Source organism: Streptomyces sp. MGP-BFMKR1, from assembly GCF_057766585.1.
In genome coordinates this window covers 6,999,351-7,011,250 of the sequence record NZ_CM173408.1, presented here as the reverse complement: position 1 = coordinate 7,011,250, position 11,900 = coordinate 6,999,351, and the positions used below count along the sequence as shown (strand labels likewise).

Here is an 11,900-nt window from a genome sequence, read left to right as displayed (position 1 = left end):
GGATTCCCCCGCCCCCGCCCTGGGCCACCTGAAGCCGCCGGTCACACGGGCAGCGCCCCCACGACAGCGCCCGCCCGGGCGCGCGGGGCGCCGGGCGGGCGGGGCCGGAGGTGAGGGCGGCGGCTAGCCGTTCTGCTCCTGCGCACGACCGTGGCCGTGGCCGTGGCCGTGCGGTCGGTGGGGCTGGCGCCGCCACGGGCCGGTGATCGCGAGCATGATGCCCGGCACCTGGATGTTCGCGTACAGGGTGTCCCCGTCGGGCGAGAAGACCACGCCGGTGAACTCGCTGTACGAGGGCTTCTCGGCGGTGCCGATGTTCAGCTCGTTACGGGCGATCGGGTAGGTCTCGCCCCGGTCCGTCGCCCCGAACAGGTGCTGGATGCCGTCGCCGTCCTCAGCGATGATCAGGCCGCCGTACGGGGAGACGGTGATGTTGTCCGGGCCGTCGAAGGCGCCGCCCTTGTCCGGGTCCTGGTTCACGCCGAGCAGCACCTTCAGGGTGAGCGTGCGGCGGCGCGGGTCGTAGAACCAGACCTGGCCGTCGTGCGCGACCGGGCTCTCGTCACGGGCGAACGAGGCCACGATGTACGCGCCGCCGTCGGCCCACCACATGCCCTCCAGCTTGCGCGCCCGCGTGACCTGGTGGTCCTTGAACTGCTTGCGCACCGGAACCTGCTGGGCGTCGCGGTCGGGCACGTCGATCCAGTCCACGCCGTAGACGGTGCCCACCTTCCGCGCCCGGGAGAGGTCGTCCACGAACCGGCCGCCCGAGTCGTAGCACTGCGGGGCCTGCAGCACGCCCGCGTCGTCGGCGAGGTGGCGCAGCGCGCGGCGCCCCGGCGTGAAGCCACGCGGCGGGACCCAGCGGTAGAACAGGCCGTTGGGCTCGTCGGCGTCCTCGGTCAGGTAGAAGTGCCCGCGCCGCGGGTCGACCACGACCGCCTCGTGCGCGTACCGGCCGAGTGCCTTGATCGGCTTCGGGCCCCGCTGGGCGTGCGCGCCCTCCGCCTCCGCCGCGCCGCGGTGGCCGCGCGGGCGGTCGTGCGGGTCGACCTCGAACACGTAGCCGTGGTCCTTGGTCATGCCGTTCTCGCCGGCCTTGTCCTCGGTCTCCTCGCACGTCAGCCAGGTGCCCCAGGGGGTGCGACCGCCCGCGCAGTTGGTGGCGGTGCCCGCGATGCCCACCCACTCGCTGACGTGGTCGCCGTGCCGGGAGACCTCGACGACGGTGCAACCGCCGGAGGCGGCCGGGTCGTAGACCAGGCCCTCCACCAGCGGCACCGGGTGCGCCCACTTCGACCTGGGGCCGCTCAGCTCGTGGTTGTTGACCAGCAGCGTCGTCCCGCGCGGGCCCTCGAAGGTGGCGGTGCCGTCGTGGTTAGACGGGGTGGACTCGCCCGACTCCAGCGTCGTCTCGCCGGTGCGGGTGATCACCCGGTACGAGAAGCCCGCGGGCAGCGCGAGCAGGCCCTTGGGGTCGGGCACGAGCGGCCCGTAGCCGAGCGAGGGCCGGTGCCCCCGCTCGCCCGCGCCCTCCGCCGCGAGGGCCCCGGGGGCGGTGGCGAGCACATCGACCGTGCCGACCAGCGCGACACCGGCCCCGGTGTACGCGGACTGCTTCGCGAAATCCCTGCGAGTAAGCGGCATCTTCATCTCCTGGTGGCCGGAACTGTCCGCCTGACGTGCCGCGGTCAGGCTGCCGCGCCCGGCCGAACACCAGTTGAACGCGGTGCGACATCAGGAGGACCGGTTGGCCGTACCGTACGCCCGGATCGTCCCGCCCGGCGCGCGGCCGAACGCCGCGTCCGGCCCCACCACACGGCACACCGCCCACCGCCGAGCCCGGACCCACCGCACGGCGCACCACCCGCCACGCACGCCGCACCACACGCCGCCGCGCGCCCGGCGGCCACCCGCGCGCCGGCGACATCCGGCCGCGCGACCACAGGCCACCCGACGGCCGACGGCACAGCCAGCCCTCCTCGACGGCCGCACCAGCCGGACCGACCACACCGGCCACGGCGGCCGCCGGCCACACCGGCCGCCGGTCACGTCGGCCGCCGATCACGTCGGCCGTCGGTCACGTCGGCCGTCGGTCACGCCGGCTCAGTGTCGCGAGCGGGCCTTGAACGCGGCCTTGCGCGCCTCCTTGGCGGTCTTCTTGTCCGGGTGCAGCCGGCCCATCGCCTCCAGGACCTCCGCCGTCGCCGGGTGCTCGACGCGCCACACCGAGTCGAAGAAGCCGGCGCTGCGGTCCACCAGACCCTGCACCAGCTCCCGCAGCTCCTCCGAGTCGCCGCCGGCCGCCAGTTGTGCCGCGATGGTGTCCACGGTCAGCCAGAAGACCATCTCCTCCGACGGCTCGGGCACCTGGTCCACGTCGTGCTCGGCGAGCCACACGCGGGCGAGCCCGCCCAGATGCGGGTCTTCGAGCACCGCGCGCAGCGCCGGCTCCGCCTCCGGGCCGACCAGGGTCAGCGTCTGCTGGCAGGTCAGGCGGCGCAGCGGCGCCTCGGGGTCGTCGCCGCGGGCCGCCGCGAGCAGTTCGGCCGCGGCGTCGGTCACCGTGCGCCCGGCCAGCCACTGCTCGGCCTCGGCGCGCGCGGCGGCGTCCGGGAAGCCGGGCAGGGCGGCGAGCAGCGTCTGCGCGTCGGCCGGTGCCAGTTCGCCGACGACGGGGGCGTGCACGCCCGCCTCCAGCATCCGCGAGCGCACCGCGTACAGGCCGAGCGGGGTGAGCCTGACCATGCCGTAGCGGGCGACGTCCTCCTCGTCGACCTCGGTCTCGGCGATGCCGCGCTCGGGCTCGGAGACCCGGCCCTCGCCGTCGACCTCCTCGATCAACTCCTCGTCGACCGGCCGGTAGTCCACGATGCCGGTGGGCGCGAGCATGCGGAACTGCTCGTCCAGCCGCATCATCGCGTCGGAGACCTCTTCGAGGACGGCGTCGGTCGGCTCGTCCATGTCGTCCGGGACGATCATGGAGGCGGCGAGCGCGGGCAGCGGCACCGCGCGGTCGGTGGTCTCCTCGTCCAGCGCGGTCAGCAGGTAGAGGTTGCCCAGCACGCCGTCGAGGAAGTCGGCCTCCTCCTCCGGGTTCCAGTCGAGCGCGTCGAGGTCGAGTTCGTCACCCTCGCTCAACTGGTCGATGATGTCGGCCAGGTCGGGGGCCGCCGCGTCCGCCAGGACCGTCTCAAGCCCGTTCAGCCACAGCTCCAGCACCTCCTGCGGGGCACCGCCGGCGAAGCGGGGCAGCTCCTCGCCCGGGCGCGCGGTGCCGGCCGGCTCGGCCGCGTCCGCGCCGGGGGCGGGCGGCGTTCCGTCGGTCGGGGCGCCGTCGGCGGCCTCGCCGGCCTCGACCCCGTTTTCGGGGCCTTCCACCTCGACGAGCCCGATGTCCAGGGCGAGCTGCCACGCCTCGGCGGCGTAGCCGGGGCCGTCCTCGTCGTCGTCGAGGCCCAGCTCCTTGACCGCTTCCCGCAACTCGTCGGCCAGGAGCTCGCCGCCCGCCCCCACCGGCTTGTGCGGATCGGCCCAGCGGGCGAGCCGCACCGCGCGGACGAACAGCGGTGCGCTCAGCGCGTCCCGCGCGAGCTCTGCCTCGGTGTGCAGCATGACCGGCGGCATGGTGGGGCGGTCTTCGGGCATCTGCTGGGTCATCTCCTCGGGGGTTGCGGCCGTACGAGTCGTGTGACGGCACGGTGTCCCAGCGTAGACGGATTCGCGGGGGGTCATCCGGTTCACGTATCCGTCAGCCGCCGTCCATCCGGCGAGCCTTGACAACACCCTGACGCGCACACGAGATTGACGCGCGTAGAGGGGCCGGAACTCCCGCGTACGCCCGTCCGCGGGCCTCGCGTCCCGGGCGCCCGGCCGCTCGGTGGGCCGCCGCCGAGTCCACCGCCCGCAGCACGTTCCACGTTCCGCCCGTCCCCTCGCACGTCCGGCCCACGGCCCCGCGCCGACCCGCTGGTACCACCCGGCACGCAGCGTCCGCCGCGTGCCGCCGTCCGCTCCCGCTCCCCGAAAGGCCCCGCCATGTCGTCGCTGTCCCCCTCATCGCCGCATCCGGTCCCGCCCCGGGCCTCCCGCGCCCGGAGCCGTTCCGCTGCCGTCACGGCCGTCGTCGCGGCGGCGCTGGCCGCCGGCCTGCTCGCGGTCCCGCAGACCGCGTCCGCCGCCGAGATACGCGTGCACGACATCCAGGGCGCCACCCGCGTCTCGCCGCTGGCCGGCAAGGACGTCACCGGCGTGCCGGGCGTCGTCACGGCGGTCCGCGCCTTCGGTTCCGCGCGCGGCTTCTGGGTCCAGGACCCGAGGCCCGACCGCTCCCCGGCCACCAGCGAGGCCGTCTTCGTCTTCACCGGCTCCAGCACGCCCAAGGTGGCCGTGGGCGACGCCGTCGAGGTCTCGGGCACGGTCACCGAGTACTACCCCGGCGGCGCGGACGCGGGGCTCCAGTCGGTGACCGAGCTCACCCGCGCGACGTGGACCGTGCGCGCCTCGGGCCAGCCGCTGCCCGCCGCCTTCACGCTCGACTCCGCCGCCGTCCCGCGACGTTACGCGCCCACCGCCGGCGAGGGCGGGAGCATCGAGTCGCTGCGGCTGCGGCCGGGCCGCTACGCGCTCGACCGGTACGAGTCGCTGGAGGGCATGCGGGTGGCCGTGCGGAACGCCCCCGTCGTCGGCGCGACCAGCGAGCACAAGGAGCTGTGGGTCACCGCCGAGCCGTACCAGGACCGCACCGCGCGCGGCGGCGTGCTCTACGACTCGTACGGGAAGCCGGGCTCGGGCCGGGTCAAGGTCGCCTCGCTCATCCCGTACGCCGAGCGCCCGTTCCCGGTCGCGAACGTGCGCGACCGGCTCGCCGGTGTCACCTCGGGGCCGCTCGACTACGACCAGTTCGGCGGGTACGAGATCCAGGCCACCGAACTCGGCGAGCTGGTGGACGGCGGGCTGCGGCGCGAGCGGACCCGCCCGCAGCACTCCCGCGAGCTGGCCATCGCCACGTACAACGTGGAGAACCTGTCGCCGAAGACGCCACGGGCCAAGTTCGACCGGCTGGCCGAGGGGCTGGTCCGCGACCTGGCCTCGCCCGACATCGTCGCCCTTGAGGAGGTGCAGGACGACAACGGCCCCACCAACGACTCCGTCGTCTCCGCCGACGCGACGCTGCGCCAGCTCACCGAGGCCATCAAGGCGGCGGGCGGACCCTCCTACTCCTGGCGCCAGATCGACCCCGCCGACGACCAGGACGGCGGCCAGCCCGGCGGCAACATCCGCAACGCGTTCCTCTTCAACCCCGAGCGGGTCTCCTTCACCGACACCGCGGGCGGCGACGCCACCACGCCGGTGCGGGTCGTCGACCGCGACGGCGAGCCCGCGCTGTCGGCGTCGCCGGGCCGGATCGACCCGGCGAACGAGGCGTGGCGGGCCAGCCGCAAGCCGCTGGTCGGCGAGTTCACCTTCCGCGGCCAGCCGGTCTTCGTGGTGGCCAACCACTTCAACTCCAAGGGCGGCGACCAGGGCCTGGACAGCCGGTTCCAGCCGCCGCGGCGCGGCTCGGAGGTGCAGCGGATCGCGCAGGCCAAGGCGGTCAACGCGTTCGTGAAGGACGTGCTGGAGATCAAGCCCCGGGCGAGCGTGGTGGTCGCGGGCGACATCAACGACTTCCAGTTCTCCCCCGCTCTGGACGCCCTGACCGACGGCGGGATCCTGACCGACCTGGTGAACAAGCTGCCGAAGCGGGAGCGCTACGGCTACGTCTACAACGGCAACTCGCAGGTCCTGGACCACATCCTGACCAGCAAGGGCGCGCGCCGGGCCGAGTACGACATCGTGCACGTCAACGCGGAGTTCGCCGACCAGGCCAGCGACCACGACCCGCAGGTCGTTCGCATCCGCTACTAGCCGACCCGCGCCGCCCGGCCCGAGGCCACGCCTGTGGGCCGGGCGCGCCCCACCCCGAAGTCCCCGCCCCGCGCGGATCGCCCGTACACCCGCGCCCGTACGACCGTGAGGGTACGACCGCACGCGTACGACCGTGCCCGTAGACCGCACGCGTACGACCATGACCGTACGACCGTGACCGTACGGCTCCGCCCCGCCGCTGCCGACGGGCAGGGGCGGGGCGGAGGAGGTCACCGGCCAGGCGGGGGCCGGGCGGCGCTCGGGGTGGCCGGGCGGCCGTCCGGCCGGGAGCCGGTCGGCGTCAGTTGTGGCTGTGCAGCGCCTCGTTCAGGCCGCCCCAGGAGCCCGAGCGCTGGAGGGCCTCGACGCGTCCGGTGGTGGAGTTGCGCCGGAAGAGCAGGTTGCTCACGCCCGACAGCTCCAGGGCCTTGACGACCTCGCCGTCCGGCAGCGTGACGCGGGTGCCGGCGGTGATGTAGAGGCCGGCCTCCACCACGCAGTCGTCGCCGAGCGCGATGCCGATGCCGGCCTCCGCGCCCAGCAGGCAGCGCTCACCGATGGAGACGACCTGCTTGCCGCCGCCGGAGAGCGTGCCCATGATCGACGCGCCGCCACCGATGTCGGAGCCGTCGCCGACGACGACGCCCGCGCTGATGCGCCCCTCGACCATCGAGGTGCCGAGCGTGCCCGCGTTGAAGTTGACGAAGCCCTCGTGCATCACGGTGGTGCCGGCCGCCAGGTGGGCGCCGAGCCGCACCCGGTCGGCGTCGCCGATCCGGACCCCGGCGGGCGTCACGTAGTCGGTCATCCGCGGGAACTTGTCCACGCTGGTCACCTGGAGGTGCAGCCCCTCGGCGCGCGCCGCGAGCCGGGCCCGCTCGACCTGGTCCACGGGCACCGGGCCGAGCGAGGTCCAGGCGACGTTGGCCAGCAGGCCGAAGAGGCCGTCCAGGCTGACGCCGTGCGGGCGGACCAGCCGGTGGCTGAGCAGGTGCAGCCGCAGGTACGCGTCGTGCGCGTCCAGGGGCTTGTCGTCGAGCGAGGCGATGACCGTGCGGACGGCCACGACCTCGACGCCACGGCGGAGGTCGGTGCCGAGCGCGGCGGGCGCCCCGGGGCCGAGGAGTTCGGCGACCTGCTCGTCGTCGGTGATGCGCTCGGTGCCGGCCGGGCCGGGCTCGGCGGACAGGACGGGGGCCGGGAACCAGGTGTCCAGGACGGTCCCGTCCTCGCTGAGGGTGGCGAGCCCGGCGGCGACGGCGCCGGTGGTGCGGTGAGTTGCTGCTTCGGTCATGCTCGAACGCTAACCGGAGGCGCCCCGTCGAGGCGAACCGGTCCCACTCCCCGGGCCGCCACCGCATCCGCCCGCCGGCCGCCCGGCACCCGACGACCTGACCAACCGGCCACCCAAGCCGCTCCCGCCGCCCGGCCGCCCCCGCCGCCCCAGGCACCCCCGCCGCTCCCGGCTACCCGGCCACCCGGGCCAGCGCCTCGCGCACCTCGGCCCGGTCCAGCCGCCGCCCACTCAGCAGGGCCTGCAACATCAGCCCGTCCGCCAGCGCGAGCAGGGCCCGCGCGCTGGCCTCGTCCCCGGTGCGCGGAACCAGGACCGCCACCACGGCCTCCAGCCACTCGGCGGCGACCGGCCGCAGCGCCTCGCGCCGCAGCGCCGCCAGGTAGAGCTCGTAGGCGAGCCGCACCTCGCCGTGGTCGTCCCGCGCCGCGTCCAGCAGGAGGTCGGCGATGGCGTCGGCCAGCGGCGCCGGCCCCTCGACGGCCCGCCGCCAGGTCGGCACCGCCATCCCCGGCTCGGTGCACACCTGCCGCAACGCAGCGACCAGGAGGTCGTCCAGGGTGGCGAAGTGGTACGTGGTGGAGCCGAGCGGCACGTCGGCCTCCGCCGCGACGGTGCGGTGGCTGAGCGCCTCGATGCCCCGCTCGGCCACCACGCGGATCGCCGCGTCGATGATGCGCTGCCGGCGGTCGGGGTCGTACCGGCGGGCCATCAGTGCGCACCCCCCAGGTTGAGGACCACGACCCCGGCGATGACGAGCAGCACCCCGCCGATCCGGGCCGCCGTCGCCGCCTCTCCGAGGAAGACCATGCCGATCAGCGCGACGACGGCGGTCCCCGCGCCGGACCAGATCGCGTACGCCGTCCCCACCGGCATGGTCTTGAGCGTGTACGCGAGCAGCGAGAAGGCCACCAGATAGCCGACCAGCGTGCCGAGCGAGGGCCAGAGCTTGCTGAACCCGTCGCTGTACTTCATCGCGATGGTTGCCACGATCTCCGCCGAGATCGCCCCGGCGAGCGTCAGATACACCATGCGGACGAGCGTACACATCGTTGCGTACGTACGTACACAACGTCGCCGAGTCGGCGCGGACCCTTCCCCCTCGCGGACAGAGGCTGACCTGAAGGCTGGCTAGCGTCGGTGTCGTCGGGCCGCAGGGAACGAGCCCGGCGCCCTACATCACCGGAGGACGACCCGATGACGACCGCACCCGCGACCCCGCCGCCGGCCCGCGCGACCGAGCGCGATCCACACGCCGAGCGCGACGCGCTGCTGCACGCGCTCGCCGAGCAGCGCGGCACGCTGCTGATCACGCTGCGGGGGCTCACCGACGCACAGGCCGGGCGGCGCTCCACGGCCAGCGAACTGACCCTGGGCGGCATCCTCAAGCACCTCACCCAGGGCGAGCGGGTGTGGGCACAGCTCATCAGCGAGCGGCGCGGCGAGACGCCGGACGGCATGTGGGACATGGGCCAGTACCACCTGACGGCGGACGACAGGCTGGCCGACCTGCGCGCGGCGTACGCGGCGGCGACCCGGGCCATGGACGCCGCCGTCGGCGCCCTGCCCGACCTGGACGTCGCGGTGCCGCTGCCGCCCGTCCCGTGGGACCCCGAGGCCGCCCCGGAGACCTGGACGGCGCGGCGGGCCCTGCTCCACATGCTGCGCGAGACGGCCCAGCACGCGGGGCACGCCGACATCATCCGGGAGTGCCTGGACGGCGCGAACACCACGGCCCAACTGGGCGACGCCCCGACGCCGGCTGACTCACCCGTCTCACCCGTCGCTCGCGCGGGCCGCGCCACGAACACCGCGCGCTCCAGCGGGCTCAGCGTCTCCAGCACCACCGCGCGTGCCACTCGCCCACACCACCACGTCAGCGGCGACCCACCCGCTCCGCCTCCTGCTGACGACCACGGGATGGGTCGAGCCGGTCCGTTCATGACACGGGACCGGTGTGACGCGCGGCACAGCCCGCGCGGGTCGTCGCAGCTCGCCAGCGGGCCGGCCCCGATCGCACGGGCCGGCCCGCCACCCGGGGAGAGCGCGCTCAGCCCAGCAGCGTCTGCTTGGGCCGCAACACGCAGAACTCGTTGCCCTCGGGGTCGGCGAGCACCCGCCACGTCACCTCCGGGCCCTGTCCCACGTCGACGGGGCGGGCGCCGAGCGCGATCAGGCGGTCCACCTCGGTCTGCTGGTCGTCCGGGTTCAGGTCGAGGTGCAGCCGGTTCTTGATCGTCTTCTCCTCCGGGACGCGCAGGAAGACGATGCCGGGCATCGCGGAGGCGTCCGCGCCGATGATGATCTCCTCGGGGTCCTCGTAGACGATCTGCCAGTCGAGGGCCTGGGTCCAGAAGGCGGCGAGGGCTTTGACGTCGTGTGCGTCGACGGCGACGGTGTAAAGAGAAACAGCCATGCCCGCCAGTCTGCCTGGCGGGCATGGCTGTGTCAGGAGATCACCTCACGTCACGGAGGCGTCGTCCCTGCGCGCGACCTGCTCGGCGACCGGACCGGTGCCCGGCGGGCGACGCCGGGCCCGGGCCGGGCCGCGCGAGGTGGCTCAGACGTTGAACCCGAGCGCCCGAAGCTGCTCGCGGCCGTCGTCCGTGATCTTGTCCGGGCCCCACGGGGGCATCCAGACCCAGTTGATGCGCAGCTCGTTGACGATGCCCTCGGTGGCCGACTTCGCCTGGTCCTCGATGACGTCGGTCAGCGGACAGGCCGCCGACGTCAGGGTCATGTCGAGGGTGGCGATGTTGGCGTCGTCGATGTGGATGCCGTAGATCAGGCCCAGGTTGACGACGTCGATGCCCAGCTCGGGGTCGACCACGTCGTACAGCGCCTCGCGGACCTCCTCCTCGCTGGCGGGCTTGGTGATCGTTGCGTTCTCGCTCATGCGGTCTTCCTCCCGGTGCCCTCGCCCAGTGCCTGGGCCGTGGCGTCCTTCCAGGCCATCCAGCTCAGCAGCGCACACTTCACGCGTGCCGGGTACTTCGAGACGCCCGCGAACGCCACGGCGTCCTCCAGGATCTCTTCCATCGCGTCGTCCGGCTCGATCTTGCCCTTGGACTGCATCAGCTCAAGGAACGTCTCCTGGACCTTGCTGGCCTCGGTGAGTTCCTTCCCCACCAGCAGTTCGTTGAGCACCGAGGCGCTCGCCTGACTGATGGAGCAGCCCTGTCCCTCGTACGACACGTCGGCGATGGTGTCGCCGTCCAGCCGCACGCGGAGCGTGATCTCGTCCCCGCAGGTCGGGTTGACGTGGTGCACTTCGGCGTCGCCATCGCGCAGCCCCCGGCCGTGCGGGTGCTTGTAGTGGTCCAGGATGACGTCCTGGTACATCGAATCAAGCTTCACGAGTCAGCAGCCCCTACCCGAAGAAGTTCCGTACGTGCTCCAGCCCCTCGACCAGGGCATCGACCTCGGCCGGCGTGGAGTACAGATAGAACGACGCTCGCGTGGTCGCTGGAATTCCGTACCGCAGGCAGACCGGGCGCGCGCAGTGGTGTCCGACGCGCACCGCGATGCCCTGCTCGTCCAGTACCTGCCCCACGTCGTGCGGGTGGATGTCGCCGAGCGTGAAGGAGATCGCCGCGCCCCGGTCCTCGGCCGTGGTCGGGCCGATGATGCGCAGGTCGGGGACCTCCTGGAAGCGGCGCACCGCGTACTCGGTGATCGCGTGCTCGTGCGCCTCTATGCGCTCCATGCCGATCGCCGACAGGTAGTCCACGGCCGCGCCGAGGCCCACGGCCTGGGCGATCGGCGGCGTGCCCGCCTCGAACTTGTGCGGTGCCGGGGCGTACGTCGAGGAGTGCATCGAGACGGTTTCGATCATCTCGCCGCCGCCGAGGAAGGGCGGCAGGTCCTCCAGGAGTTCCTGGCGGCCCCACAGGACGCCGATGCCGGTCGGGGCGCACATCTTGTGGCCGGTGAAGGCGACGAAGTCGGCCTGTAGCGCCTGCACGTCGAGCACCATGTGCGGGGCCGCCTGCGAGGCGTCGATCAGCACCAGCGCGCCGACCTCCTGGGCGCGGCGCACGATGGCCTCGACCGGGTTGACGGTGCCCAGGATGTTGGAGACCAGCACGAACGAGACGATCTTCGTCTTGGGCGTGATGATCTCTTCCAGGTTGGACAGGTCGAGCCGGCCCTCGTCGGTGAGCCCGAACCACTTCAGCTTCGCGCCGGTGCGCTGCGAGAGCAACTGCCACGGCACGATGTTGGAGTGGTGCTCCATCTCCGTGATGACGATCTCGGTCTCGTGGTCCACGCGGTAGGGCTCGTCGGCCCAGCCGAGCATGTTCGCCACGAGGTTCAGCGACTCGGAGGCGTTCTTGGTGAAGATCACCTCGTCGCGGCTGGGCGCGTTGATGAAGGCCGCGACCTTGTCACGGGCGCCCTCGTAGAGCGCCGTGGCCTCCTCGGCGAGCACGTGCACGCCGCGGTGCACGTTGGAGTTGTGCCGCTCGTAGTACGCGTTGAGGGCGTCGAGCACCTGGCGCGGCTTCTGCGAAGTCGCCGCGTTGTCCAGGTACACGAGCCTCTTGCCGTCGTGGACCACACGGTCCAGGACGGGAAAGTCCTTGCGGATCGCCTCGGTGTCGAGGAGGCCCGGCAGCGGTGTCACGCCCCTCCCCTTTCGGTCGTCGCGTGGCCCGCGGGGCCCCTCCTCGCGGATGAGCGAGGAGGCACGGCC

At 73.3% G+C, this 11,900-nt stretch carries 10 protein-coding genes and 1 pseudogene; 2 read left to right on the top strand and 9 right to left on the bottom strand.

Annotated features, from left to right (window positions below; genetic code table 11):
• Positions 1–123: 123 nt before the first annotated feature.
• A complete protein-coding gene (locus AC3CHW_RS28115; protein WP_488468309.1) occupies positions 124–1,647 on the bottom strand; it encodes an alkaline phosphatase PhoX in 1,524 nt (507 codons plus the stop codon).
• Positions 1,648–2,106: 459 nt separating this feature from the next.
• The gene (locus AC3CHW_RS28110) at positions 2,107–3,648 is read right to left on the bottom strand and encodes a hypothetical protein (RefSeq protein ID WP_488471190.1); all 1,542 of its coding nucleotides are present in this window, start codon (positions 3,646–3,648) and stop codon (positions 2,107–2,109) included.
• 390 nt (positions 3,649–4,038) lie between these two features.
• On the opposite strand from AC3CHW_RS28110, the gene AC3CHW_RS28105 reads away from it, so the two are divergent.
• Positions 4,039–5,910, top strand: coding sequence for an endonuclease/exonuclease/phosphatase family protein (locus AC3CHW_RS28105; RefSeq protein WP_488468308.1), 1,872 nt, complete (start codon positions 4,039–4,041; stop codon positions 5,908–5,910).
• Between the two features lie 301 nt (positions 5,911–6,211).
• On the opposite strand, the gene dapD is transcribed toward AC3CHW_RS28105, so the two are convergent.
• From dapD to AC3CHW_RS28090, 3 genes are all read right to left on the bottom strand, one after another.
• A complete protein-coding gene (gene dapD / locus AC3CHW_RS28100; RefSeq protein WP_381167184.1) occupies positions 6,212–7,204 on the bottom strand; it encodes a 2,3,4,5-tetrahydropyridine-2,6-dicarboxylate N-succinyltransferase in 993 nt (330 codons plus the stop codon).
• 172 nt (positions 7,205–7,376) lie between these two features.
• A complete protein-coding gene (locus tag AC3CHW_RS28095) occupies positions 7,377–7,916 on the bottom strand; it encodes a TetR/AcrR family transcriptional regulator (protein WP_187061411.1) in 540 nt (179 codons plus the stop codon).
• Positions 7,916–8,236: a DMT family transporter gene (locus AC3CHW_RS28090; protein WP_459247111.1), complete on the bottom strand. Its 321-nt coding sequence runs from the start codon at positions 8,234–8,236 to the stop codon at positions 7,916–7,918. The genes AC3CHW_RS28095 and AC3CHW_RS28090 overlap by 1 nt, the downstream gene beginning before the upstream one ends.
• A 165-nt stretch (positions 8,237–8,401) precedes the next feature.
• Between AC3CHW_RS28090 and AC3CHW_RS28085 the strand changes: the two are divergent.
• Positions 8,402–8,866, top strand: a pseudogene (locus AC3CHW_RS28085) (mycothiol transferase); the annotation flags it as partial.
• A gap of 388 nt (positions 8,867–9,254) precedes the next feature.
• On the opposite strand, the gene AC3CHW_RS28080 reads toward AC3CHW_RS28085, so the two are convergent.
• The 4 genes from AC3CHW_RS28080 to AC3CHW_RS28065 all read right to left on the bottom strand — a co-directional run bounded on the left by AC3CHW_RS28080 (position 9,255) and on the right by AC3CHW_RS28065 (position 11,831).
• The gene (locus AC3CHW_RS28080; protein WP_488468307.1) at positions 9,255–9,620 is read right to left on the bottom strand and encodes a VOC family protein; all 366 of its coding nucleotides are present in this window, start codon (positions 9,618–9,620) and stop codon (positions 9,255–9,257) included.
• A gap of 144 nt (positions 9,621–9,764) precedes the next feature.
• Positions 9,765–10,100, bottom strand: a complete 336-nt coding sequence (locus AC3CHW_RS28075) for a metal-sulfur cluster assembly factor (RefSeq protein ID WP_176161018.1) — start codon at positions 10,098–10,100, stop codon at positions 9,765–9,767.
• On the bottom strand, positions 10,097–10,561 hold the full coding sequence (gene sufU / locus AC3CHW_RS28070; protein WP_176161019.1) for a Fe-S cluster assembly sulfur transfer protein SufU: 465 nt from the start codon (positions 10,559–10,561) through the stop codon (positions 10,097–10,099). Before sufU ends, AC3CHW_RS28075 begins: the two co-directional genes overlap by 4 nt.
• A gap of 13 nt (positions 10,562–10,574) precedes the next feature.
• The gene (locus AC3CHW_RS28065; RefSeq protein ID WP_176161020.1) at positions 10,575–11,831 is read right to left on the bottom strand and encodes a cysteine desulfurase; all 1,257 of its coding nucleotides are present in this window, start codon (positions 11,829–11,831) and stop codon (positions 10,575–10,577) included.
• Positions 11,832–11,900: the final 69 nt, after the last annotated feature.

Excerpts from the sequence above, each read along its gene's own strand:
- AC3CHW_RS28090 (WP_459247111.1), bottom strand. The coding sequence starts at position 8,236 with ATGGTGTATCTGACGCTCGCCGGGGCGATCTCGGCGGAGATCGTGGCA.
- AC3CHW_RS28080 (WP_488468307.1), bottom strand. The coding sequence starts at position 9,620 with ATGGCTGTTTCTCTTTACACCGTCGCCGTCGACGCACACGACGTCAAA.
- AC3CHW_RS28110 (WP_488471190.1), bottom strand. The coding sequence starts at position 3,648 with ATGCCCGAAGACCGCCCCACCATGCCGCCGGTCATGCTGCACACCGAG.
- dapD (WP_381167184.1), bottom strand. The coding sequence starts at position 7,204 with ATGACCGAAGCAGCAACTCACCGCACCACCGGCGCCGTCGCCGCCGGG.
- AC3CHW_RS28075 (WP_176161018.1), bottom strand. The coding sequence starts at position 10,100 with ATGAGCGAGAACGCAACGATCACCAAGCCCGCCAGCGAGGAGGAGGTC.
- AC3CHW_RS28115 (WP_488468309.1), bottom strand. The coding sequence starts at position 1,647 with ATGCCGCTTACTCGCAGGGATTTCGCGAAGCAGTCCGCGTACACCGGG.
- AC3CHW_RS28095 (WP_187061411.1), bottom strand. The coding sequence starts at position 7,916 with ATGGCCCGCCGGTACGACCCCGACCGCCGGCAGCGCATCATCGACGCG.
- AC3CHW_RS28105 (WP_488468308.1), top strand. The coding sequence starts at position 4,039 with ATGTCGTCGCTGTCCCCCTCATCGCCGCATCCGGTCCCGCCCCGGGCC.